Genomic DNA, 24,899 nt, shown 5'->3' on the forward strand with positions numbered 1-24,899 from the left:
CATTGTATGATTATGTTTTTTCGCTATTGATAATGCGATAAAGATCACACAGTACAGCATGCAATAGTTACTACCGTTTACTGCTCTATAGTAGCCAAAATAAACCTTAAATATACTGAGCAATACGGCATAAGATGTGGCTATAACCCATTGTAAATACGGCAATAAATCATTGTAACGGCTCTGTCTGGTTATTGACATATTTTTATTGGTTTTTTTATAAAAAATTGACAGAATACAGTTTTTAATACCTTTATCTTAGACGTACTCAAATTTAGTAGAGACTTAATACAGGAATATTATGAGCAAAATTGAAAAGCTAGACGACTTTCATCTTACGATCGCTGAGATTAAGAAAAAAGACTACCCACAACTAAAAGCATTAATGGATCGGGTCTATGTCAACTTAGGCGGTGCATGGTCAAAGACAACCATTCATACTTTGATTGATGCTTTTCCTGAAGGTCAGATTGCCTTGTTTGACCATGACCAATTGATCGGTATCGTGCTCTCGATGCGTGTCGATTATGCAAAGTTCTCTAACCCGCACACCTATGATGATTTGATTGGGCAAAAAGAAATTATCAGAGACAACCCTGAAGGTGACGCAATTTACGGTTTGGACGCGCTGATTGATCCTGATTATCGTGGCTATCGCCTAGGTCGCCGTCTTTATGATGCTCGTAAAGAGCTGTGTCGTCAGTTGAATTTTCGCTCTATCCTTGCCGGTGGCCGTATTCCTAATTACCACAATCATAAAGACCTGACCCCAGGCGAGTACATCGATGCGGTCGAAAGCCGCGAAATTCATGATTCAGCGCTGTCTTTTCAGTTATCAAATGGCTTTATTGTCAAACGTATCTTGACCGCTTATCTACCAGACGATAAGCAATCAAAAGGCTTTGCTACCTTGCTCGAGTGGGCCAACATCTATTATGAGCCTAAAGACTACAAACCCAACACACGCAAATCTGAAGTACGTATTGGCGGTATTCAGTGGCAGATGCGTGAAGTTGAATCTCCTGAAGAGCTCCTACAACAGGTTGAATTCTTTGTCGATATCATGGCTGATTACAACTCAGACTTCGCGTGCTTGCCTGAATTTTTCAATGCACCATTGATGGGGCTATGTGAAGAAACGGATCAGAATATCGCCATTCGCTTTTTGGCGGGTTATACCGAGTGGTTCAAAAATGAGATTTCGCACTTAGCGGTCAGTTATAACGTCAATGTGATTACAGGCTCTATGCCGTACTTGGATGAAGACGATACGCTATACAACGTCAGCTACTTGTGTCGCCGCGATGGTACAGTTGAAGAGCAGCGTAAGATCCACATTACCCCGCATGAGCGTAGCGCTTGGGTCATCGAAGGTGGTGATGAAGTCAAAGTGTTTGACACAGATGCTGGGCGCATCGGTATCTTGGTCTGCTACGACGTTGAGTTCCCTGAACTTGCGCGCCTATTAGCACTTGATGATATGGATATTTTATTCGTACCTTTCTGGACAGACACCAAAAACGGCTATCTGCGTGTACGTCATTGTGCCCAAGCGCGTGCGATCGAGAACGAATGCTATGTCATGATTTGCGGCTCGGTAGGCAACTTGCCACAAGTAGAGAGCTTGGATATTCAGTACGCTCAGTCGTCAATTTTTTCACCGTCAGATTTTGCGTTCCCGCATGATGCGATTATGGCAGAAACCACGGCCAATACGGAGATGGTATTCTTCTCTGATGTAAACTTAGACAAACTTACTCATGTCCGCCATGAAGGTTCAGTACATAACTTGATTGATCGCCGTGATGACTTGTTTAGCTTAAAATGGAAACGTAAATCCAAAGTTCCAGCGAGCAAATTAACTGATGAGCAGCGCCGTGAAAACTCAGGTAGCGTACTCATCGGTGATCCGCTACAAAACCGCGCGCAAAAGCCATAATAGGTTGACGTAGCGCACTTATAGTAGACTTTATAAATAATACGGCTGATTTTCAGCCGTTTATTTTTATCTACTATCTACTCACTCATTTATTAAATAGACTTGTCTAAACCAAAAAGCTGACGTAATGACAATTGATACTATGCATCAAGAAGTTAAGCATCAAGAAGTAAACTCTGCCAAGACAACAAAGCAAAAGATATTATCTATCCTAAAAACGGTCGTGATATATGGCTTGATGTTCGCGGTCATCTATACAGCGGTCAACTGGTGGCGACAACCAGTCATGCCAGCCAGTCCGCAATTGCAACTGACTGATTATCAGGGAGAGACTATTGATCTGGCTGAGTTGAGTTATGAACAGCCGACACTAGTATACTTCTGGGGTACATGGTGTTCAGTCTGTAGTTTTACTTCACCTACCATCAACAAGCTAGCGGCAGATAATTATCCTGTTGTCACTATCGCTGTCCAGTCAGGCTCTGATCTGGACTTACATAGCTACCTTGATGAAAACGATTTTAGTTTTAGGACGATAAATGATCAAGAGGGCGATATCTTTGACGATTGGCAAGGGCAAGTTACCCCATCATATGTGGTGTTAGAAAATGGCAAAATGACGCAAGGACTGACTGGCATACAGCCATTATGGTCGTTGAAGCTACGCTTATGGCTCGCCTCTGTTTTTTAGCGACTGAACCTGACTTTTTTAAAAATCATTTCAAAAAGAGGTCATCGTTATACTCTCATCAACGACATATAACGTAGATAAACGATTGATATTGATCAAAACGAGGATGAAATTGCTCAGCTCTTTTTACCCTACCCTTTTTGTCATATAATAGCTGCCGATCTAAATATTTTTTCCTATTATTTATACAAGCATATTTTATGTTGCAATCGTCTCATTACCATTTATTATTGACATAACTATTTATGGGCTAATGAGCGATAATGGGTATTTACTGATATGACGGTTGATAAACCGACTATCATGAGCAATATACCTACTATTCGTAATTAAGCATTATCAATACCGCGTGACCCTCAGTATTATATTGAACCACACTGAATTGAACCACACTGAAAATCGAGCCTTGTAGCCGGTTTTGAACCGACACACAAACCTACCTTTTAAAAAGATATCTTCTATGACTGATAAAAGCACTGATACCCCAAGCCAAGATTACAAAGATACGCTAAACCTTGCGGACACGCCATTTGCGATGCGTGCGAACCTTGCCAAACGCGAGCCAGATTGGTTGGCTGCTTGGGAAGCAGATGACGTGTACGGTAAAATTCGTCAGGCACGTAAGGGTGCGACCAAGTATATTTTGCACGATGGCCCTCCGTATGCCAACGGTCAGATTCATTTGGGTCATGCAGTTAATAAAGTGTTAAAGGACATTATTGTAAAATCAAAAACGCTATCAGGATTTGATGCGCCTTACGTCCCTGGTTGGGATTGCCATGGTCTGCCGATCGAACAAAAGGTCGAAGCCAAAGTTGGTAAAGTGGGTAAAAAAGTCTCAGCAACTGAGTTTCGCGGTCTATGCCGCGAGTATGCGAGCACGCAGATTGAACTGCAAAAGGTAGACTTTAAGCGTTTAGGGGTATTTGGTGATTGGGACAACCCTTATCTAACCATGAACTTCGCGCAGGAAGCCAATATCGTACGCGCGCTTGCCAAAATCTATGACAATGGTCATGTGACTCGCGGTATGAAGCCAGTCAACTGGTGCTTGGACTGTAGCTCAGCTCTTGCAGAAGCTGAAGTAGAATACCAAGACAAAGTGTCTGACGCGATCTATGTCAGTTTCGATGTACTTGATACGGACAAAGTAGCCGCACTGGCAGATATCGCAGATAACATCGCTGCGGTTATTTGGACGACCACGCCGTGGACACTACCTGCTAACCAAGCAATCTCAGTCCATCCTGAGCATAACTATAGTGTCGTTGCGACTTTAAGGGGCAACTTGCTACTCGCTGCTGATCTGGTTGAAACTGCATTGAGTGAGCTTAAACTAGACAACAACGGTATCTTAGCAACTGTTTCAGGTAGTGAGCTTGAAGGCCTACGTGCTCAGCATCCACTGATTGAAGACCGTCAAGTGCCACTCATCTTGGGCGATCATGTCACTACCGATAGTGGTACTGGTCTGGTACATACCGCACCTGGTCATGGTTTGGACGATTATATCGTGGGTCTAAAATATAACTTACCTGTTGAAAACCCAGTAGGCGGTACGGGCGTTTATTTAGATAGCGCAGCGGTATTTGCAGGTGAGCACATCTATAAAGCCAATCCAAAAATCATCGCTGCTCTACATGACAATGGTCACTTAGTCAGCCATACTAAAATCGAGCACAGCTATCCGCATTGCTGGCGTCATAAGTCGCCAATTATTTTCCGTGCAACCCCGCAGTGGTTTATCAATATGGAAACCCAGGGTCTGCGTGCTCGCGCGCTTGCTGATATCCCGTCAGTGAACTGGACACCAGCATGGGGACAGAACCGCATCGAGGCGATGATGAATGGTCGTCCTGACTGGTGTATCTCACGTCAGCGTACGTGGGGCGTGCCAATTACGTTCTTTACGCACAAAGAAACAGGCGAGCTGCACCCAAACACGCTTGAACTGATGGAAACTGCCGCACAAAAAATCGCTGAGGGCGGTGTTGAGGCTTGGTTTGATGCCAGCTGTGAGGACTTCTTAGGCAATGAAGCGGCTGACTATGACAAAGCAACGGATACGTTGGACGTGTGGTTCGATTCGGGCACGACGCATTTTGCGGTACTTGACCAGCGCGATGAGCTGACCAATCCAGCTGATATGTATCTAGAAGGCTCTGACCAACATCGCGGTTGGTTCCAGACCTCTCTACTGACCTCAGAAGCCATATATGAGCGTCCACCGTTCAAACAAGTATTGACCCATGGTTTTGTGGTTGATGAAAACGGTCGTAAGATGAGTAAGTCATTGGGCAACATCATCACCCCGCAAGAAGAGATCAATAAAACGGGCGCTGACATGCTGCGTCTGTGGATTGCATCGAGTGATTATCGTTATGAGATGAGCGCTGGTAAAGCATCATTTAAAGGGGCAATAGATCAATATCGCCGTATCCGTAATACTCTGCGTTTCTTACTTGCCAATACCGATGACTTCGATCCAGCTACTGACAGCATTGATATCAATGAGTTGGTTAGCCTTGATAAATTCATCATTGAGCGTGCGCAAACTGTACAAGCGCAAATCATTAGCGCTTACGATGCGATGGACTTTCACCAAGTCACGCAGCACGTAACGGCGTTCTGCTCGCAAGACTTGGGTAGTTTCTATCTAGATATCATCAAGGATCGCCAGTACACCACGCAGGCAGATGGTCAGCCTCGTCGCTCTGCGCAGACGGCTATCTACCATATTACTCATGCGCTGATTCGCTGGATTACCCCAATCTTGTCATTCACGGCGCAAGAGGCTTGGGAAGTGCTGAACCAACGTGATGCGGATAAAGGCGGCTATGTATTCACTCAAGAGTGGTATGAGTTCCCAGCGTTTGAGCTAAGTGCTATCAGCAAAGATGACTGGCAGCGCATCATGTTCGCAAAAGACATGGTGAACAAACATATCGAAACTGCACGTGGCGAAAAAATCATCAATGCCAACTTGTCTGCCGACGTGAGTCTATACGCTGACGGTGCAATGTATGAAAGCCTAGCTAAGCTTGATGAAGAGCTTCGTTTTGTACTAATTACTAGTAACGCTGCACTAAAGCCAATGAGCGAAGCACCTGCTGATAGCATCGCACCTGCTGATAGCATCGCACAGACAGCAGAAGCAACCGATACCAATACCGAAGAGGCTGTCGATTTAGTAGTGCAAGTAAGCGCGGCTACTGGTACTAAGTGCGTACGCTGCTGGCACATTCGTGATGACATCGGTACAGATAGCGCACACCCTGAACTATGCGCGCGCTGCGTGACCAACGTCAGTGGTGCTGGCGAGGTACGTCATTATGCCTAACCCAACGGATTCACCTGAAAGCCAGCATGACCAGCAGCCGCAGATTGAGATTGACCATTCGCCTAAGCCTGCTCATGCGACCACAGGTAGCTCGACCACACCTAGAAGTCGCCTGACCAAATCAACAAATAGGACACCAAAGCTGGTGGCCAATGGCAGTCGTGCTCTTGTATGGTATGCGCTGGCGATAGTTATCGTCATTATCGATCAATGGACCAAATGGCTGGCGGAAACCAAACTGACCTTTCACGATCCAGTGCCAGTGATTGAGCCATTTCTCAATTGGACACTCGCTTATAATTACGGTGCGGCATTTAGCTTTTTGGCAGATGCGGGCGGTTGGCAGAAGTGGTTTTTTTCGGGACTGGCATTACTTATGTCACTGGTCTTAATTGTTTATCTGATTAAAGCACCGCGCAAAGCCACTTTGCTATCTGTCGGTCTGGCTTTAGTGTTGGGAGGGGCAATTGGTAACCTCATCGATCGTCTATTACATGGTCATGTGATTGATTTTATCCATGTACATTATGCTGATGTTTGGCATTATCCAATTTTTAATATCGCGGATATTGGTATCTCTATCGGTGTTGTACTGATTATCATTGATATGCTGTTTTTGGAAAAAAAGCGTGAAATGCCACGGTCATAAACGTATGTAGCTAGAGATGTTAATTCGATTTATAAATTAAAAAGGTGGGTTACGCAGTCGTAACCCACCTTTTTTTGTCTATCGTTTTAGTGCTTTCGTCATACACGTAGCAATACTGCTAATCGTGAATGCTATTATTTATAGCAACTTTGATAGTAAATCAGTCAAAGTCTCTAAGCCACCACCTGCTAATAAAAACAATAACCCTGCCATGTTCACAATGACTGTCAAATAATAGGTGACGCGAAACTCAGGCTTTTGTGATTTGTGACGTAGATACGTCTGAGCCAATAGCGCGCCTACCCAACCACCAAGCGCGCTCAGCACGTGCAAGGTTGACTCGGGCGTACGCCAGTCGCCGCTTTGCGCGGCCGCCTTATCTTTGGCATACATGCCATAAGTAATAACCCCTAATGCGACGTACCAGCCGACCACCAGCCAGCTAAGTTTATCTGTCGCTGCTAATAAGGCTAAGACACCATAAAAGGCAATGCCAAGGAACGAGCGTTTCTTCTGTCCTGCTTCAAACTCTGCTTGATGGTTACGCTTCTGATTGCGCTGACGGATCTGCTGGTTCTTTTGCGCCATTTTTTGCTGTACAAATCCAAGCTCCTGTACTTGCTTGGCTTGCCTGCGCCCTTGCTCATCTTGTCCAATACTAAAGACCACTGCCTGGCCAACATCGGGACGGCGCTGCGCTCTAAATTCACTCACATGAAAGAAAACAGACTCACCTGTCTCAGTTTCAATGAAGCCAAAACCTTTATCGTCCTGCCATTTTTTGACAGTGCCTTGTTGTTTATTCACCACCGACACCTCATATCTTTTAGAATTGCCAATTATAGTACACCATATGCGTTACATTATTGACGCTTACATCTGGCCTTAGATGGCTTATTATTTCTTACACTATAATGGTCTAATTAAAAACACTGCAATCAAACGCGTTATTATCTATTCATTTATTCTAGCAACAGATGGCTTTTTATTATGACTCAATCTCAATTTATTAATCCAAACGAAGACACTCGTATCGCTTACGGTAGCCTTGTAAAGCTACACTTCGAAGTGTCATTAGAAAACGGCACCATCATCGACTCGACCTTTAATCGAGATGCGCCTGTGTCATTGACTATCGGTGATGAGAGCTTGTTGCCTGGTTTTGAGCAAGTGCTGATGAACCTACGCGCTGGTGACACTCGTACTGCGCACCTTGAACCAGAGCAAGCGTTTGGCGAATGGAATCCTGAAAACATCCAACACTTTAGCCGTACTCAGTTTGCCCTCGTCGCTGACAATCCAGAGATTGGTATGATGGTTGAGTTCGAAGACAAAGGCAAAAACACCCTACCCGGTACGATCAGCGCTATCGATGAGGACCAAGTCGAAGTAGACTTCAACCATCCACTGGCAGGACAAGATGTTCTGTTTAAAGTAAAAGTCTTTAAGGTCACACCGCCTGGTGTTACTGGTATCCAATTGATGTAAACATCAATAAGTACAACCCTTCTAAAAATAAATATCGATAAAAAACAGTCAAAAAGGAGACTTGCATGCAGTATCAAACATTACCGCAACTCGATGAAAAAGTATCTAAGATCTGTCTAGGTACGATGACTTGGGGTCAGCAAAACAATGAAGCTGAGGCTCATGAGCAAATGGACATGGCACTCTCTGAGGGTGTGAACTTTTGGGATACTGCCGAGATGTATCCGTCACCACCAGACAAAGACAAACAGGGTGATACCGAGCGATTCATGGGTACTTGGTTTGACAAGACCAAACAGCGTGACAAAGTTGTTCTTGCTAGCAAAATATCACCCATGGATTTTTTGCGTGATGGTCAAACGCGCTTTAACGCGCAGCATATCAGTAGCGCTATTGACGGCAACCTTGAGCGCCTACAAACTGATTATATCGATATCTATCAGCTACACTGGCCTGAGCGTAAAACAAATTTTTTTGGTCAGCGCGGCTATACAGAAGACATGGCAGCGCAGTCATTAGATGACTTAACGCCATTTTTAGAGACTATTCAGGCGCTGAATGACGAGATCAAAAAAGGTCGCATTCGTGCTTATGGCTTGTCTAACGATACCGCATGGGGTCTCATGCGCTACTTATGGGAAGCGGATAAAAACGGCTTGATTGCCCCCATTACCGTACAAAACCCATATAGTTTGTTGAACCGGTTGTATGAAGTTAATATGGCTGAGATTGCGCATCGTGAGAATGTTGGTCTACTCGCGTATTCACCGCTTGGTTTTGGTGTGTTGTCTGGTAAATACCTCGATGGCAAACGTCCAGCTGGTGCGCGCCTGACGATGTATGAGCGTTTTGGGCGTTATGTGAATGAGCAGGCCAAATCAGCCACTGAGCAATATGCCAAGATAGCCGCTGAGGCAGGTCTAGATATGGCACAGATGTCATTAGCCTTTGTGAACTCTCGCCACTTTGTCACCAGTAACATCATTGGCGCCACGACGACCGAACAGCTCAAATCAAACATCGATAGTGTCAATGTAGAGCTGACAGTAGATGTGTTAGAGGCTATTGAAGCAGTACATGCGCAGCAGCCTAATCCCTCACCATAGCTCGTTAGAGAACATAAGTGCTGATAGCGTTTACTGCATGATATTGTATTCAGCCTATCAGCACTAACACAAAAAAAGGCGCAAATCGTAGTCATATGGCTCGCGGTTTGCGCCTTTTTATTGGCTAGACTGTGTTATAAGCACTACAAGCGCTCGCTACTACAAACCATCAGTCCTGCACTGGTGTGTTAAGGACTCTTGAATGCAGCTCTGCTAAGCCTTCTTGCATACGTGCCTGCAATACATTGGTCAGCTCACTTTTAGTACAGCCTTTTGGATCGATCGGTGCTAATGGTAAGACATAAGCTGTGACATCTTTGCTATCGAGCACTTTTTTCATGCTCTCTTTCATGGTCAGTTTGCCATAGTATGGTAGTGCGTCACTCAAGGTGCACTCTTTATCAACATAAGCGATGATGATTGGTCTGATAGGCACATCAGCGTCTATGGCTGATTGTAGGAGTGTCCCATGAATGCGCTTGATTTTTTTTCCACTGGTTGTGGTCGCTTCAGGGAAAAACACCACCGAAAAACCTTTGGCTAAGAAATCAGCAATCTGTGATGACACTGAGCCTGCATCACCGGAACCACGCTCAATGAAAAGCGTCCCTGCGGCGTGAGCAAGCTTACCAAATACAGGCCACTCACCAATCTCAGCTTTGGACAAAAAGAATGCTGGACTTACCGTGCCAACAACAGGGATATCCATCCATGAGACATGGTTCGATACCCATAACCCGTGAAGCTGCTCTACAGGCTCAACTTCAACTACTTTTACCCCAAACGAGCCTACCATCTTGCGACAAAACGTCTGAATATAGCGTGGTAGTTTTTCGCGTGGTGGCTGCTTAAATGCACCGATACGCTGTGCCGCACGTAAACCGCCGACCATGGTCGTGGTCATACCAGCGATTTGCTTGCCACGGCCCAACTGTCGTCTGAGTGAAAAGCTTGATTTAGCTTGGCTCATCTGCGCCCTCATGATTAAATAACGGGTGTTTAATAGTCAAAAAACGAGCCCAGTATAGCAAAGTTCGCACGCTCAGTGATAGCTTGTTCACTCAGTGAGTGTTTACTTTTATAAAAATGGGCAATAAAGCCGCGTTATAAACATTTATCCACAGCAAACGCTGTAACATAAAACTATCGCTAATTATGCTAATGCCCTTTAATATCAAGTGATTCGACCACATATAGAAAACCATATAAACGCTACGATAAGGCTTACTAAGCTGATGATAGCGAGACATTTACTTTATTAAATAGGTGATACTCTTTGGATTATTTTGAAAGACATGAAGGTGGCGAGCGCGCCATTTTAGTACATTTAGACATTCGCCAAATTCAAGATCCTGACGATCTGGGTGAATTTGAGCTATTGGCTGATTCGGCAGGTGCCGATCGTTTGGCACTGGTTACGGGCTCACGCTCACGTCCTGATGCCAAGTACTTCGTCGGTAGCGGCAAAGCAGAAGAAATCGCGGAAATGGTACGCGAGCACGATGCCGATATCGTACTGTTTAACCACAGCTTGTCTCCTTCACAGGAGCGTAATATCGAAGCGCTAGTGAAGTGTCGCGTGTTGGATCGTACGGGTTTGATTTTGGATATTTTTGCACAGCGTGCCCGTACCTACGAAGGTAAGCTGCAAGTAGAGTTGGCGCAGCTCAACCACCTATCAACCCGTCTGGTACGTGGTTGGACGCATTTGGAGCGTCAAAAAGGTGGTATTGGTCTGCGTGGACCTGGTGAGACCCAGCTTGAGACCGATCGCCGTCTACTACAGACTCGTGTCAATCAGCTCAAAAGCAAACTAGAAAAAGTTCGTCAAACCCGCGCACAGGGCCGTGCGCGTCGACAAAAATCTGATGTGCCGACTATCTCACTGGTCGGCTATACCAATGCGGGTAAATCGACGTTGTTCAACCGCCTGGTCGATGAAAATATCTACGCTGCTGATAAGCTATTTGCCACACTAGATCCGACGCTACGCCGTTTAGACTGGCAAGGTGTTGGTCGCGTGGTACTGGTCGATACTGTTGGTTTCGTCCGTCATCTACCACATGAGCTGGTTGAGTCTTTCCATGCAACATTAGAGGAGACGCTAGAGGCGGACTTATTGTTGCATGTTATCGACTCCTCAAGTGAAGACATGCATGAGCAAATTCAGGCAGTCAAAGAAGTATTGGCAGAGATCGACAACGATGTGCCTGTGCTCAATGTCTATAACAAGATCGACCTGACTGATGAGCCTGCCCATATCGGCTATGCGAGTGAAGGACAGCCAAACCGCGTCTATGTCTCTTCTAGAGAGAACCTCGGTATGGAAGGGCTGACACTTGCGGTACAGCAATTGCTTACTGGTAAGCTGACTACGTTTGATTTGACCTTGCCGTATGATGCTGGACAGTTCAAAAACACTTTGTATGAGCTGGGCGTTATCTTAGAAGAAAGCTATGACGATACTGGGCGTGAGTGTCTTACTATTCGCCTGCCAAGTGATCGTTTGCAACAGCTACTCGGTCAAGCCAACCTAAAACCAATAGATGTGTTACCACTTGCCCAAGCCACACTATTGATGCCGGTACTCGAGGAATTCGAGAAGGTAGACGATATTGAAGAGCCGACGATGACAGAAGCCGAAGAAAAGGCGTTTGACGAGTTTGATGCGCTGAGCTCTGAAGCGATAGATTCAGAAAAATAACCCATTATCCTGATAAGGCTACTGATTATTGGGTGATACCAGATAGTACTTAGTATATAGTTCAATCATAAATGGACGGTATCAATCGATATCGTCCATTTTTTTGGATATACATTGCTATTGCTTGTACGCTTTATTAGTTGGCTCACTCTCTATATAATCGCCTGTTATACATTCAACAAATATTGATAGATAGCATCAGCTAGCCAAAAGCCAGAATCTCAAAATTATCGGTGTTCACAACACCACTCTCTCTATAGTATTCTTGATGCTATTACTTACTCGCTTTTGCATATAGTCTATCTATATCTGACTTGGCCACACTACTTATGAAGCCTACTCAATCCTTACATATACCGCTGTGGCTTGCGTTAATTCTAACGCTAACCATTGTTATCACTGTTCGTGAAACTGCTGTCATTCTCTGTCAAATGGCTGGCATCGAAAAAGCCGCCAACATCGTGGGATTGGTCGCAATGTTTGTGATCTTGATGGTATGGCGCCTGAGCAAGGGGTTACCCAACTGGATGACTAGAGCAAGTAACACCTTGCTAGTCGATAGTGGCTTCGCTTTTTTGCCCGTTTCTGCGGGTGCAGGCTTGTTGTTATTTGCGTTAGGAGATGAGCTATGGGGTGTGATGATAACGATGCTGATCAGTACACTCATACCACTGTGGGGACTTGCGATACTAGCCAACCGTTGGTTAAATCAAGATGCCAATACTGATAGTGTGACCACTAATGAGCAAAAGGGACAGCAGTGAGCTGCGGAGAGATATTATGACTTTTGACAGCGTATTGATGGCGACCCTAGCGGCTGTACTCCTAACTTTAATAGCACACGTGACTGCTCGTGTCTTGGCGCGTAAATTGACTTGGTTACCGATGGTCATTACCGCACTCGTTCTCGTACTGGTCTTCTTGTTTGTATTGCAATGGGACTACAATAGTTACTATAGCGCAGCCAAGCCCGTATTCGATCATCTCTTGGGATATGTCACTGTATTATTGGCCGTGCCGCTAGCAGCGATGAATTTTAAGGGACTGCCAATTAAAAAACTGTCTATAATCGTTACGATTGCTAGCGTCGTTGGTGCGCTACTGCCCATGTCGTTGGCTTATCTGTTTTCACTCAGCCATGACACCATACTTGCATTCGCTACCCGCTCTGTGACCACACCTATTGGACTCAGTGTCGCAGATTTAATCAAAGCACCACTGGCAATGGCTAACCTAATTATCATCGTCTCAGGTCTGATAGGTGGTACGGTCGCGCGCTTTTTGTTCCGCGGTATCAATGACGACCGTGCTAAAGGTCTAGCACTGGGGTTAGCGGCTCACGCGTTTGGTACAGTAGAAGCTTGGCAAATCAGTCATACAGCAGGACGTTATGCTGCCTTTGGACTGGCTGTTAATGGTCTGGTTACTGCTGTCTGGGTACCTGTATTCATCAGTGCACTCAGTGTTTAGAGCTTTTTGGCTACTGGCTACTCGTTCTAATAACTGACTCTAACAACTGGTCGACAGCTTTGTCGTTATTTTTCACCGTTGCTGAACACGATTTTGATCTTTGTATTTGTGGCAACCTCTGTTCTAAGCACTGTTTTTAATTTTTGACACTACCTGACCTAAATACTATTTCTGAGCATTATTTTTAAACATTGTCATCATGATTAAACTTTAGAGCGTTAAGATGCTGCATTCACTTCGAAATAGACTGTAAGCGATTAGAAATCGCATGATATGAGGGTTTCGCTGGGAAGTCTCTAAACTTATAGCGTGGTACGCACCTTACATTACACGATGGTAAAAACTTGATTTTACAACTTATTTTTCCAATCTGATACGGCAAAAAGTTATTATATGTTATAGTAAGCAACTATTATTTTTTGTATCTATTGCAAGTGGTTCTTATTAGACGTGGTATCCGCTGAGTAGCTATGTTCATGATGAGCTACAAAATCCGGCATTACTGATAACCGCTTAAACGCATAAAACAACGCGTCTATAGTCAAAACAATTTGCCATTATTCGATGAAAAGTGATAACACTATGATAAATACTGCTACTTTGATTACTCGCTGTTTGTCTCCTATTTTATTAAGTGCACTTGCTCTGTCTAGTTTTTCTGTTGCTGCCAATGCTGGCAATATGTATATCTACAAAGACAAGGGTGGGCAAGTATTACTGACCAACGTAAACCCTAGTGGAAATTTTGATAAATTTACGAAAAAAGTAAAAGTCACTTATTATAAAGACTCTAAAACGTATGATAGTAGCAGTAGCAGCAATAGTTATGGCAGCAGCGCTGCTAGCAATAGCGGCAGTCGCAATGCTTATGACAGCTACATTCGCGCCTCTGCTGAACGTCATGGCGTAGATCCAGGCTTGATGAAAGCAATGATGCATACCGAATCTGCTTTTAATCCTAATGCCCGCTCGCCAGTAGGTGCTCAAGGCCTCATGCAGTTGATGCCTGCCACAGCCCGCCGGTTCAAAGTAAGTAACCCTTGGAACCCTGCTGATAATATCGAAGGCTCTGCCAAATATATCGCTTGGCTCATGCGCCGCTTCAACAACAACGTTGAGTATGCCATAGCAGGCTACAACGCTGGCGAAGGCAATGTTGATAAATACGGCGGTATTCCTCCATTTAAAGAAACTCGTAACTATGTTCAAAAGGTTATGAGCCGCTATCATAGCCTGTATAAAAATGATGCAGGTCTATCTGGTGCAAGCATCAATGCTAGTAATCAGACAGGCAGCACCATTACAGGTAACGGTCTACAAAACGTCAGTTACGGTACCAGTAGTAATGTGAATAGTGCCAGCTACGCCAACTCAGCTTATGATGCTTTGCGCTAAAACAAGTTTACATGCTATTAGGCCTAGGCATTATTAGCTCTAAAGACTTTTTAAATAAACATTCTCTAACTAAGAACTCACTAACTAGACACCCACTAAATATTAAGACACAAAAAAGCCCGTTAAAAGACTAACGGGCTTTTTTGTGCTTGGATGCTCTACTCTAGATTAAAGCAAAAAGTAGAGCCAAGCTGCGGGTGCTCATTGAGCACCCGCAGCCTTGTCCAATATACGTCGTGCTTACTTGTTAGCAGCCTGAGTTGCAGCAACTTCAGCAGCGAAGTCTTCTTGCTTCTTCTCGATGCCTTCGCCAACTTCTAGACGTTTGAAACCAAGTACTTTTACGCCTTCAGCTTTTAGTACGTCACCAACTTTTTTCTCATTGTCCATAACGTATGGCTGACGCAGTAAAGTAACTTCGTCTAGGTACTTACGTAGGCCACCTTCGATCATTTTTTCAATGATGTTGTCAGGCTTGCCAGATTCTTTTGCTTTTGCTTCGATGATGTCTTTTTCGCGTGCTAGTACGTCGGCCGCAACATCTTCGTCATCTACAGCAACAGGGTTGAACGCTGCAATGTGCATTGCCAAGTTCTTACCAGTATCAGCATCACCGCCTTCATAAGACACAACAACACCGATACGTAGACCATGACGGTACGATGCAATGTTTGCGCCTTCAAGCGTTTCAACGCGGCGAATCTGGATGTTTTCACCAATTTTTTGTACTAGTGATACACGTGCTTCTTCTACAGTTTGGCCATCGCCATAAGGCAATGCAGAGATAGCAGCAACGTCAGTGACGTTGTTCTCTAGTGCAAGGTTAGCTACTTTTTCTGCAAATGCAGTGAAGCTATCATCTTTTGCAACGAAGTCAGTTTGGCAGTTAACTTCTAACAAGAATGCTTTACCTTCGCCTTGAGCGATGATGATAGCGCCGTCAGCTGCGATGTTGCCCGCTTTTTTAGCTGCTTTTGCTTGACCAGATTTACGTAGGTTATCAATGGCAACTTCAACATCACCGTTTGATTCTTCTAACGCTTTTTTACATTCCATCATGCCAAGACCAGTACGGTCACGCAATTCTTTTACCATTTTGGCAGATACTTTTACTTCTGTCATAAGAGTCACCTTAGTATAGTTATTTATAGGAGCACTGTACTTCTAAGTGCTGTATTTCTATTCGATATCTTGGTATTACTTAAAATCTAGCAGACAGCTCGTTTTGAACGATTACTAATATAGCCGTAGTTGATGTCAAAAAAATAACATCTCTACAGTACAGCGATATAGCCAGTAGGAACGATAATACTCGCCCGATAGCGACTCGCTGATACACATGGTGTTATTAATAAGGCTTTATTCAATAACAAGGCATGACGAGTAAAACTACATCATGCCTATTATGAGCTTATACGCTGTTCAACGTATTATATGAATACTGATAAACGTGTTATCAAGGTATCCTTACAACGTTGAAATTTTTGATTCTATTACTTACTCTGCTGGAGTAGCAGCTTCTTCTGCAGCTGGTGCTTCTTCAGTAGCAGCAGGTGCTTGTTCAGCTTTACCGCCAGCTTGAGTTTGTGCGTATTCTTTACCAGCGATGATAGCATCAGCCATAGAAGTTACGTACAAAGTCACAGCACGGATAGCATCATCGTTAGCTGGGATGATGTAATCAACGTTGTCTGGGCTAGAGTTAGTATCAACGATACCGATAACTGGGATACCCAAGTTCTTGGCTTCTTTGATAGCGATCGCTTCATGATCTACGTCTACTACAAAGATAGCGTCAGGTAGGCCGCCCATGTCTTTGATACCGCCTAGTGAACGCTCAAGTTTTTCCATATCGCGAGTACGCTCTAGCGCTTCACGCTTAGTTAGCTTAGCGAAAGTACCGTCTTCTGCTTGCTTTTCTAGCTCTTTTAGACGGTTGATTGACTGGCGTAGAGTTTTCCAGTTAGTCAACATACCACCTAACCAGCGATGGTCAACGTATGGCATGCCAGCGCGAGCAGCTTGCTCACGTACGATACCACTTGCAGCGCGCTTAGTACCAACAAACAATACTTTGTTTTTCTTAGCAGCTAGGCCGTTTACGTAAGTCAACGCTTCGTTGAATGCTTTTACGGTGTGCTCTAAGTTGATGATATGGATCTTGTTACGTGCGCCAAAGATGTATGGACCCATTTTTGGGTTCCAAAAACGTGTTTGGTGACCAAAGTGAGCGCCGGCTTGTAGTAAGTCGCGCATTTCGATTTTGGTTGGGTTCTTTGTAGCCATGAGAATATATCCTATTGGTTGGGTTATGCCTCCACATCACAAAAACAGCCTATTTAGCGACACGCATCTGCTACCGGTTAGTTTTCATTAGTAAAGCACTAACGGTTCACAAATTAATCAAGTCGCCAAACACCCAGCAATTTTTTGCCATGATGTGTGTGTCATTGGTTGGTTTAAAAAAGAAGCTATCATTAGATTCAAGAAACACTCAAATCCAAACTATAAAGCGAATTATAAAAATAGCTGCGCTGTATTTTATCACATAACGCCTTTGAATCTCCAGCTGTTTATTAGTAGCATATCAATAAGATAAAAACAAAATAGAGCGCTAACAAAATAAAAAAAAGCGACACATTGGTATCGCTTTTTTATTATTCATTCAACTGTATAGACGCTACTTTATGCATATATTACGCAATACAGATCCCAATCACTGCTTTATGACCACGCCAAGTGAATGGGGTGATATAGCTTTGGCGGTCTTTTGGCAAGTAAGAGACGCTAGGCGCACTCTCAACGATATGCGGCGGAGAGATAATAAACTCTGAGCCAAACTCTGTACGCGCGTTGCCAGAGATAGTATTGGCCATTTCGCCCAATAAATCTTTCATCATCGTGATTGACGAGTCAGGCTCACCCATCACTCTAATGACTTCGCGCAGCATCACACTTGGCGCACTGACATAGACGCAGCCTTCTAAAGGACCTGATATCTTGATGACGCCGCTATAGTCAAAACCAATCGCGGTCTTGTTACTATTCAAATAAGGGGTATCAATAGCCACTTCTGAGCCATCGATCTGCGAAAAAAACGCATTGATCGAGCTTAGAAACACACCCAGTTTTTCTACTTTAAACATAATATATTAATATCCATCTGTATTACGTGGCAGCAGTACCATTAATCCTGCAGACAAACCACAATCTCGCCAACTTGCGAGTGCCAAGTGATGGGAATGATAAAAGAACGCTCATCGTTCGGCAACACAATACTTTGGGGCGCACCCTTAAATACAAATGGCACAGAGATATGAAACTCTGAACCAAACTCTTTACGTGCATTCCCCGCGATCGTATTGGCAACTTCACCCGCCAAATCAATGTAGTTCTCATCACTCTTATCGGTTTCACCCATGCTATCTAAAATCGAAGACAGTAATTGATGAGTTGCCGAAAAGTACACCACGCCTTTTTGTCCACCTGAAATACCGATAACACCCGTATAATCATGAACTTTTGGCTGTTTGTTTTCTAACAAATAAGGCGTATCAGCAACGAGCTCTTCTCCGCCAAACTGATCAAAGTAATTACTAATAATGCTTAAAAAAATCTGTAACTTTTGTTCTTTCATAATGATCTCTGCTGTAGTCGATGAATGGTGTTAGTCTTGCATCAGCTCATACAAAGACTCGACAAGCTCCTCTTCTGAGAAGGGCTTGCACAAAAAGCCGCTGGCACCCAATGATAGCGCCTCAATACCAGTGGCTTTATCAGACAATGCTGACACCACTAAAATACGTACTTCAGGATCAATCGCAATGATTTTTTCGATACATTCTAGTCCATCCATTTGTGGCATGGTCAGATCCATCGTAATAACATCAGGACGATGGATATTGAATTTTTCGATAGCCTGAACCCCGCTGGTTGCTGTCGCAACTAGCATGAACTGACCTGAATCATACGCGCGTTGAATGCGGTTTCTAATAATATTTGAATCATCAACAATCATTAATTTATGCATAACTTATCTATTACCTTTAATGAAGTGCTTGTCGTCCCTGACAATATCTTTACTGTTGTAGTTAAGCTTTAGGTAATGTAATGACAAACCGTGTCATCTGACCCAGTTCACTGTTTACATTAAGCTTGCCATCATACTCTTTGACTTGCGCTTTGATAATATCAAGTCCAACGCCGCGACCACCATCTTCATCTGCATGCTCTTTGGTTGAGAACCCAGAAGAAAATAACTGCTTGAGCAAATCGCCTTGACTGAGCTGGCTCGCTTCTTCCGCACTAAAACGACCTTCTGCACTCAGCTTATTTCGGATGCTGTCATAGTCGATACCTTGACCATCATCTTGTACAATCAGCACAAAGTCTGAACCGTTATCTTGTACTTCTAAATCAATCGTACCAACGTCAGTCTTGCCCGCTGCTTGGCGAGTGCTTGGTGTTTCGATACCGTGCACGACTGCGTTACGTAGCAATTGAATACTGATTTCTTTGACTGGTTTTGCAAGATGTGCTGGGATGTCAGTTTGCGCCAGTGTATTGCTCTTTAACTGTACTTGCTTACCTTGTCTTGCAGCGATCTCTTTTGCAAACTCACTATAAAAAGACAAACGATCTTCTTCTGTATTACTGTCCAGATCGATGTCTAGACCGCCACCAGTGCTGATATTACCGATTGACTGACTCACTGGCTGACGGGTTGCAGCAACTGGTACGCTATTTGTTGCCACAGCATCATCTGATGTCAACGGCGTGGTGGCTGCTTTTGGCGGTGCTGAACGATTGATACGCTCGCCTAATGTCGCGATAGTGTTTGATAAGCTAAGCAGATCATCTAAATGTACCGCTAGTGGCAAGAAGTCGTTACCAGACAACTGGCTTTGGTTCTGCAGCGCATGTAACTTATCTTCAGCATCCGAGGCAATTTTGGTAAAGCTGTGCAGCTTCAGTGCCGAGGCTTCACCTTTTAAGCTGTGCATCTCGCGATAAATCGCTTTTAGCTTGTTCTCAAGTTCATACTGCGAGCTGCCTGGATTTTTTAAGATGTTGTTCATCTTCTCAATATGCGCTTGGGTATTGCCAATGAATTCGTTGATGATCTTTGGATTTACATTCAAGATAGTCGTCAACATCTCAATCTGCATATCGTTTTGTGAACGCTCTTTTTCTAGACGCTGTTCTAGATAGACGGCATCTGATACATCATTTACGTTGACCAAGATACGCGCGATATCTTTATTATCATATACACGTGAGAATTTAAAATCTAAGAAGCGGTTATCAAGATTTTTATTATCCGACACGTTGTGTAGCATGACTTTATGTAGCGGATTGAGTGAATCAACCAGTTTTTCTTTAACTCGAGGGTTGTATAGCTGTTCAATAAATTGCTGTGTGGTATTTAGGTCTTTATCAGAAATACGACCACGCAATACATTGGTAAAGTTCTCTCCAGCCAATCTATCAGAACCGATAATATTGTTAAGCGCGCGCGAATGCTGCTGTCCAATATTTAGGTCTTTATCAAGCAAGAATAGACCTGTATTTACCGTTTCCATGATCTCTTGCGTCTCGCGACGAGCAGCAAAGGCTTCAGCATCTGTCTCACGCAAGCGGCGTACAAAGAAGAATACGAAGATTAGGAAGTAGGTAAAGATCGCGGCAACACCCAGTATCTGGATAAGACGAATGGTCGTCGCTTGACGCTCTGCGCTATCAAATACGTCTCTTGTCAAACTGTCTAAAGATTCGTTAATGAACAAACTTGATGTTTTTGCCTGTTCAACTGCCTGAGTCAATTCGTCAGCAGAAGGCACCATCACATTATCAGCATCTTTTAGATAGGCTTGAATCTTAGGCTCTAGTGTTGTCCATTGCTCATTGGCAGCAGCAATGTTTGCTTGTGCATTGCTATCAATGTTTGGCAGATCATAACTATTGCCTTGCGTATCTGTGATTGTACCGCCCTGCTGGATTGCAGCAATAGAGCTGGTAATCAGTGCCGTGTTTTCTTCTAGACGACTCAATACTCGTTGTATGTGTGGGGACTTAGTATCCTCACCATAACTACTGTCTAAGTCAAAAAGATCTTTAATTACGGCCTGTGCACTATTGGCAACTTGGTTGGTTTGGTCAATTAAAGCCGTGTTTCTTTCTAGTAGACTCGAGGTATAAAACGTAAACGCTAGCAAAGCACCAATCAAAGATAAGAATAGTGCAATTGAAATGATTAGACCTTGATAGCGCTTGTTGTCAACATTTGGTGTGGTTGCCATCTGCAGAATTCCTTAGTTCAATTGCGTGGTAGTAGTGTCAGAAGCGCTATTATCTGCAGGTTCAGTACCACCCAACCAGCGCGTCTCAATCTCTTTAAACGTCCCTTTTTGCTTGAGCTTAGCAATACCTTCGTTTACATTATTGATCAGCTCATTGTTGCCTTTGGCCATCAAAATAACCTGCTGTGCTGAAGGGTTGTCTTGCCCTTCATAAGGAACGATAGTCACATCGTACTCAGGATGGTTTTTTGCAGTGAACTGTAGAATTGGCAAGTCATGCAAGATGACATCTACTTTGCCTTGCATCAAATCTTCATACAATAAATAAGCGGTACTTCGCGTGGTCATATCGCTATATTTGCCCATAGCATTCAGCTGATCTTCTTGCTTTGAGCCTTCCATAGCAGCGACGTGCATACCCTGCAAGTCCTGTATGTCATTGATGGTGACATTGCTTTTGGCATACATGATAGAGGATGGGTTAAAGAAGTAAGGGGTAGATAAACCGTACTTTACCGCACGATCGTCTTTATACGAGATACCTGATATCGCGATATCACGGCCACCTGAGGCCACACTGTCAAACATGTTTTGCCAAGTTTCTTTGTAAAACTCGACCTTAAAGCCCTGCTCTTCTCCAATAGCACGGATTGAATCGATATCAATGCCCTGCATATTGCCGTAATCATCCTGGAACGAAAATGGAGGCATCGTTCCGGTTGTAGCCACTTTCAAAGTTGGTGCGGTATCAGGCAGTTCACTCACGAAACTGTCCTTGTTCTCTGTTACTGGTGTACTGGTGTTTTCTTGTGTGGAAGACTCACCACAGCCAAATAGGCCAACACTCAGTATCACTGGTAACACTCGGTATAACTGCATCATAATCTACCCTTAGAGCTTAGCGTTGTTGTACATTTTATTGAATGACAATTCAGAAAGGTTAGGCAATATCCCTATAATACTTACTTACAGAAAGTTACGTTCAGATAATACTTACCTAAAATTACAATTGCAATAATAATGTTTGGTTATTACGTATAATTAGTTATAGGTTACTGATATATTTGATTTTTTAAAGGTAGGCGTTTTCGAAAATTGTCTATATGAATTGTAAGATGACACTTGTGACAATAGATTCTCATAGTGAGGCTGTGCATATACAAAACACGAAGCATAAAAGAGCCCTTATACGCTTAACGTATAAGGGCTCTTTTAAAATATAGCTGACTTATTTTATCGGTTTTTATCTATTCTGCATCGTCAAGGTTGAGATTACGGTCTATTTGCCAAATCAAGAACGAGCCAATACTCATAAGAGAAAACATCGCAATACCGATCTTGAGTACAGGATTGACGGGAAATAGATTGAGTAATAGCCCACCAAAAATACCTACTGAAAACATAAGCGAGCCTTGTAACGCACTTGCCATACCAGCACGGCGCTTTTGAAATGCCAATGCAATTGCTGAGGCGTTAGGCTGGGTCAAACCCAAACCTGCAATACAAAAGAAAATACATGCCAGCACTAAGGGTAGCCAAGCATCTGTCCCCAAAAACAGACCTATCACAAACAACACGCCTGCAGAGATAACCTGCATCATCGCGCCAAACCGCAAGATACTTAAGATGCGAAATCGATTAGTGAGCCATTGGTTTAGCTGAGTTAATCCCACAAAACCTGCTGCATTCATCCCAAACAACCAGCCAAAATGCGTCGCTGATACGCCATACGTATCCATGATCAACTCAGACGCTGAGCTGATATAAACAAACATCGCACCCATTAATAACCCACCGCCAATGGCTGGATAGTTAAAGGTTGGGTCTTTTAGTAGATCCCAATACTGACTGAGTACTTCTTTTGCAGGGCGTACATTACGGTTTTCTTCGGTCAAGGTTTCAAAGAAGAAAAACTTGGTCAATAGTAAGTTTAGCGCACCAAAAGCAGCTAAGAACCAAAATATAGAATGCCAATCAAAGAACTGTAGGAATAATGCTCCTAGCGATGGCGCCAATATAGGTGCTAAGCCCATGACCAATATCATGATTGAAAAGGCTTTTGCAGTCTGTTTGGCTGTGAGACGATCACGAATAGCAGCACGCGTCACCACTGCCCCTACGCAAGCTCCTAAAGCTTGTAAGGTACGACCTGCAAACAGTACGTATTCGTTGTTGGTGGTTGCACACAAGACAGACGCAATCACGTATAGCGTCATACCTATATATAACGGTTTGACGCGACCAACACGATCGCTAAAGGGTCCGTAGAATAGCTGACCAAAGACCAGACCTAAAAAATAAGCTGGCACAGAGTTGGCCATAAACGCCGTAGATACACCAAAATCATTTGCCATCGAGGGCAATGCAGGTAGGTACATGTCTATAGACAAGGGCCCTACCGCAACCATCAACCCAAGCATCATAATCCAGGCGACAGGCAGATCAGCAGAGCGTACGCGTTCAGAGGCGATAGGCTTATTGGGGAGGGAGGGTTTTGAGACAGACATATTTGGACCGTTTTATATAGTGATGATTGCTTCGTTATTTAGGTGCTTATTATAGGCGCAGAGTAGAGAGACACTTTTAACAACAATAGTGCATCTTTACCTGCATCTGTGCAAGCGGACAGTGTTATATCGTGCTATCTGCCTGTATTTCAATAGCTGTGAACTGCTAGTGAAACATGCCTTAACAACTCAAAAACAATCAAAGTTTTTTGTCAAAATATGTCTGGTGTGCCTTTTACCTAGATAGATCTAAAAATACTGATTAAAAAGTACGGGTATAAAAATATTGAGATTAGAAATATTTAGGTTAGATAGCTTGGAAGAAACTATTTAACCTATCTCATTTATCTCTCGTTAAAGTAAAAGCATATTAGCGGAACTGGCGTTTACTAAATACGGTACTGGCTTGCTTTGCTTTTCTAAGTGCAAGCTTACGGTTACGTCCGATCATCATTTTGAACTGCCACACTTTTTCTTTGTATAAAGTTGCCGTAGGTTGCTCGTACATCGCATTGATGACTCGCTTGCTCGCTAACACCGCATCAGGAGAGCGTTCAGCAAACTCAGCCGCTAGCTCTTGTGCTTGCTCCAGCGGAGTATCGCTACAATGGCTAATGAGCCCCAAATCTTTGCCTTCGTTGGCATTAACGATGCGCGCACTCATAGCCAGCTCTTTTAACACGTCTTCTCGCACAACACCAAACGCCGATTGTGTCAGACCCATATCCGGTACCAAGCCCCATTTGGCTTCCATGATAGATAACTGACAATCAGGATCGCTGATGCGTACATCACAAGCCAGTGCCAACTGTAGCCCAGCACCAATACAGTAGCCTTCTAATACCGCGATGACAGGTACTGGCAAATCCCGCCATACCAGACAAACTCGTTGGAACGAGCTTTGCCAAGGCTTGATCAACTCCCAAATAGCAAAGGCTTTATTTTTTGGATGATTTAGATCACCCAAATCAATACCTGCACAGAATGTACCTTCTGCACCTTTCAAAATAACGGCGCGTATTGTTTTGTCTTTGCTGATGCGATCTGCCAAAGTAATCAACTCATCAATCACTTGAAAGCTCATGGCATTTTTTTTGTGTGGACGATTCAAGGTGACCGTTAGTATATTGTCTACAATACTCACCTGTAACGTCTCGTATTGGTAACTTGCAATCGCGTTCATAACAGTCCTTATCAATGAAATAATATAAATATAGTAGTGGTTATAATATTAGCAGGCTTACCCCTACTCTACCGTAGCAATAACTGACTGCCACGGTACGATATGAAAAACCAGCGACTTTATATTCA

General features: G+C 43.7%; 21 protein-coding genes. 10 read left to right on the forward strand and 11 right to left on the reverse strand.

Annotation, left to right across the window (positions count from 1 at the left end; translation table 11 throughout):
- Positions 1-301: 301 nt before the first annotated feature.
- From NJD71_RS10265 to lspA, 4 genes are all read left to right on the forward strand, one after another.
- Complete coding sequence (locus NJD71_RS10265) at positions 302-1,939, forward strand: carbon-nitrogen hydrolase family protein (protein ID WP_319051875.1); 1,638 nt, start codon at positions 302-304, stop codon at positions 1,937-1,939.
- A 127-nt stretch (positions 1,940-2,066) separates the two neighbouring features.
- Positions 2,067-2,630 (forward strand): protein disulfide oxidoreductase, encoded by a 564-nt coding sequence (locus tag NJD71_RS10270; protein WP_319051876.1) that lies wholly within the window; start codon positions 2,067-2,069, stop codon positions 2,628-2,630.
- 460 nt (positions 2,631-3,090) lie between these two features.
- Entirely contained in the window at positions 3,091-5,970 is a 2,880-nt protein-coding gene (gene ileS / locus NJD71_RS10275) for an isoleucine--tRNA ligase (protein ID WP_319051877.1), read from the forward strand.
- A complete protein-coding gene (lspA, locus tag NJD71_RS10280) occupies positions 5,963-6,619 on the forward strand; it encodes a signal peptidase II (protein ID WP_319051878.1) in 657 nt (218 codons plus the stop codon). Before ileS ends, lspA begins: the two co-directional genes overlap by 8 nt.
- A 138-nt stretch (positions 6,620-6,757) precedes the next feature.
- Here the strand turns inward: lspA and NJD71_RS10285 are convergent, their stop codons facing one another.
- Positions 6,758-7,426 carry a DUF1294 domain-containing protein gene (locus NJD71_RS10285; RefSeq protein ID WP_319051879.1) on the reverse strand — a complete coding sequence of 223 codons (669 nt, stop codon included), beginning with the start codon at positions 7,424-7,426 and terminating at the stop codon, positions 6,758-6,760.
- Positions 7,427-7,609: 183 nt separating this feature from the next.
- On the opposite strand from NJD71_RS10285, the gene NJD71_RS10290 reads away from it, so the two are divergent.
- Together NJD71_RS10290 and NJD71_RS10295 are read left to right on the forward strand one after the other, a co-directional pair.
- Positions 7,610-8,107, forward strand: a complete 498-nt coding sequence (locus NJD71_RS10290) for an FKBP-type peptidyl-prolyl cis-trans isomerase (protein ID WP_319051880.1) — start codon at positions 7,610-7,612, stop codon at positions 8,105-8,107.
- A gap of 65 nt (positions 8,108-8,172) precedes the next feature.
- Complete coding sequence (locus NJD71_RS10295; protein ID WP_319051881.1) at positions 8,173-9,213, forward strand: aldo/keto reductase; 1,041 nt, start codon at positions 8,173-8,175, stop codon at positions 9,211-9,213.
- Positions 9,214-9,382: 169 nt separating this feature from the next.
- Here the strand turns inward: NJD71_RS10295 and NJD71_RS10300 are convergent, their stop codons facing one another.
- A complete protein-coding gene (locus NJD71_RS10300; protein WP_319051882.1) occupies positions 9,383-10,183 on the reverse strand; it encodes a lysophospholipid acyltransferase family protein in 801 nt (266 codons plus the stop codon).
- Between the two features lie 306 nt (positions 10,184-10,489).
- Between NJD71_RS10300 and hflX the strand changes: the two genes are divergently transcribed.
- The 4 genes from hflX to NJD71_RS10320 all read left to right on the forward strand — a co-directional run bounded on the left by hflX (position 10,490) and on the right by NJD71_RS10320 (position 14,782).
- Entirely contained in the window at positions 10,490-11,917 is a 1,428-nt protein-coding gene (hflX, locus tag NJD71_RS10305; RefSeq protein ID WP_319051883.1) for a ribosome rescue GTPase HflX, read from the forward strand.
- A 329-nt stretch (positions 11,918-12,246) separates the two neighbouring features.
- The gene (locus tag NJD71_RS10310) at positions 12,247-12,681 is read left to right on the forward strand and encodes a CidA/LrgA family protein (protein WP_319051884.1); all 435 of its coding nucleotides are present in this window, start codon (positions 12,247-12,249) and stop codon (positions 12,679-12,681) included.
- Between the two features lie 16 nt (positions 12,682-12,697).
- Positions 12,698-13,387, forward strand: a complete 690-nt coding sequence (locus tag NJD71_RS10315) for an LrgB family protein (protein WP_319051885.1) — start codon at positions 12,698-12,700, stop codon at positions 13,385-13,387.
- A gap of 582 nt (positions 13,388-13,969) precedes the next feature.
- On the forward strand, positions 13,970-14,782 hold the full coding sequence (locus NJD71_RS10320) for a lytic transglycosylase domain-containing protein (protein WP_319051886.1): 813 nt from the start codon (positions 13,970-13,972) through the stop codon (positions 14,780-14,782).
- 240 nt (positions 14,783-15,022) lie between these two features.
- Here the strand turns inward: NJD71_RS10320 and tsf are convergent, their stop codons facing one another.
- From tsf to NJD71_RS10365, 9 genes are all read right to left on the reverse strand, one after another.
- Entirely contained in the window at positions 15,023-15,904 is an 882-nt protein-coding gene (gene tsf / locus NJD71_RS10325; protein ID WP_201607368.1) for a translation elongation factor Ts, read from the reverse strand.
- Positions 15,905-16,279: 375 nt separating this feature from the next.
- A complete protein-coding gene (rpsB, locus tag NJD71_RS10330) occupies positions 16,280-17,068 on the reverse strand; it encodes a 30S ribosomal protein S2 (RefSeq protein WP_201607367.1) in 789 nt (262 codons plus the stop codon).
- Positions 17,069-17,478: 410 nt separating this feature from the next.
- The gene (locus tag NJD71_RS10335) at positions 17,479-17,928 is read right to left on the reverse strand and encodes a chemotaxis protein CheX (protein WP_319051887.1); all 450 of its coding nucleotides are present in this window, start codon (positions 17,926-17,928) and stop codon (positions 17,479-17,481) included.
- Positions 17,929-17,969: 41 nt separating this feature from the next.
- Positions 17,970-18,419, reverse strand: coding sequence for a chemotaxis protein CheX (locus NJD71_RS10340; RefSeq protein ID WP_319051888.1), 450 nt, complete (start codon positions 18,417-18,419; stop codon positions 17,970-17,972).
- A 30-nt stretch (positions 18,420-18,449) separates the two neighbouring features.
- A complete protein-coding gene (locus tag NJD71_RS10345; RefSeq protein ID WP_087814005.1) occupies positions 18,450-18,812 on the reverse strand; it encodes a response regulator in 363 nt (120 codons plus the stop codon).
- Positions 18,813-18,873: 61 nt separating this feature from the next.
- The gene (locus NJD71_RS10350; RefSeq protein WP_319051889.1) at positions 18,874-21,081 is read right to left on the reverse strand and encodes an ATP-binding protein; all 2,208 of its coding nucleotides are present in this window, start codon (positions 21,079-21,081) and stop codon (positions 18,874-18,876) included.
- Between the two features lie 12 nt (positions 21,082-21,093).
- A complete protein-coding gene (locus NJD71_RS10355) occupies positions 21,094-21,963 on the reverse strand; it encodes a substrate-binding periplasmic protein (protein WP_319051890.1) in 870 nt (289 codons plus the stop codon).
- Between the two features lie 365 nt (positions 21,964-22,328).
- Positions 22,329-23,588, reverse strand: coding sequence for a multidrug effflux MFS transporter (locus NJD71_RS10360; RefSeq protein WP_442967674.1), 1,260 nt, complete (start codon positions 23,586-23,588; stop codon positions 22,329-22,331).
- Between the two features lie 370 nt (positions 23,589-23,958).
- Complete coding sequence (locus tag NJD71_RS10365; protein WP_319051891.1) at positions 23,959-24,771, reverse strand: crotonase/enoyl-CoA hydratase family protein; 813 nt, start codon at positions 24,769-24,771, stop codon at positions 23,959-23,961.
- Positions 24,772-24,899: the final 128 nt, after the last annotated feature.

Source organism: Psychrobacter sp. PP-21 (assembly GCF_033790785.1).
GTDB lineage: Bacteria > Pseudomonadota > Gammaproteobacteria > Pseudomonadales > Moraxellaceae > Psychrobacter.

Excerpts from the sequence above, each read along its gene's own strand:
- NJD71_RS10265 (WP_319051875.1), top strand. The coding sequence starts at position 302 with ATGAGCAAAATTGAAAAGCTAGACGACTTTCATCTTACGATCGCTGAG.
- NJD71_RS10270 (WP_319051876.1), top strand. The coding sequence starts at position 2,067 with ATGACAATTGATACTATGCATCAAGAAGTTAAGCATCAAGAAGTAAAC.
- ileS (WP_319051877.1), top strand. The coding sequence starts at position 3,091 with ATGACTGATAAAAGCACTGATACCCCAAGCCAAGATTACAAAGATACG.
- lspA (WP_319051878.1), top strand. The coding sequence starts at position 5,963 with ATGCCTAACCCAACGGATTCACCTGAAAGCCAGCATGACCAGCAGCCG.
- NJD71_RS10290 (WP_319051880.1), top strand. The coding sequence starts at position 7,610 with ATGACTCAATCTCAATTTATTAATCCAAACGAAGACACTCGTATCGCT.
- NJD71_RS10295 (WP_319051881.1), top strand. The coding sequence starts at position 8,173 with ATGCAGTATCAAACATTACCGCAACTCGATGAAAAAGTATCTAAGATC.
- NJD71_RS10300 (WP_319051882.1), bottom strand. The coding sequence starts at position 10,183 with ATGAGCCAAGCTAAATCAAGCTTTTCACTCAGACGACAGTTGGGCCGT.
- NJD71_RS10310 (WP_319051884.1), top strand. The coding sequence starts at position 12,247 with ATGAAGCCTACTCAATCCTTACATATACCGCTGTGGCTTGCGTTAATT.
- NJD71_RS10315 (WP_319051885.1), top strand. The coding sequence starts at position 12,698 with ATGACTTTTGACAGCGTATTGATGGCGACCCTAGCGGCTGTACTCCTA.
- NJD71_RS10320 (WP_319051886.1), top strand. The coding sequence starts at position 13,970 with ATGATAAATACTGCTACTTTGATTACTCGCTGTTTGTCTCCTATTTTA.
- tsf (WP_201607368.1), bottom strand. The coding sequence starts at position 15,904 with ATGACAGAAGTAAAAGTATCTGCCAAAATGGTAAAAGAATTGCGTGAC.
- rpsB (WP_201607367.1), bottom strand. The coding sequence starts at position 17,068 with ATGGCTACAAAGAACCCAACCAAAATCGAAATGCGCGACTTACTACAA.
- NJD71_RS10335 (WP_319051887.1), bottom strand. The coding sequence starts at position 17,928 with ATGTTTAAAGTAGAAAAACTGGGTGTGTTTCTAAGCTCGATCAATGCG.
- NJD71_RS10340 (WP_319051888.1), bottom strand. The coding sequence starts at position 18,419 with ATGAAAGAACAAAAGTTACAGATTTTTTTAAGCATTATTAGTAATTAC.
- NJD71_RS10345 (WP_087814005.1), bottom strand. The coding sequence starts at position 18,812 with ATGCATAAATTAATGATTGTTGATGATTCAAATATTATTAGAAACCGC.
- NJD71_RS10350 (WP_319051889.1), bottom strand. The coding sequence starts at position 21,081 with ATGGCAACCACACCAAATGTTGACAACAAGCGCTATCAAGGTCTAATC.
- NJD71_RS10355 (WP_319051890.1), bottom strand. The coding sequence starts at position 21,963 with ATGATGCAGTTATACCGAGTGTTACCAGTGATACTGAGTGTTGGCCTA.
- NJD71_RS10360 (WP_442967674.1), bottom strand. The coding sequence starts at position 23,588 with ATGTCTGTCTCAAAACCCTCCCTCCCCAATAAGCCTATCGCCTCTGAA.
- NJD71_RS10365 (WP_319051891.1), bottom strand. The coding sequence starts at position 24,771 with ATGAACGCGATTGCAAGTTACCAATACGAGACGTTACAGGTGAGTATT.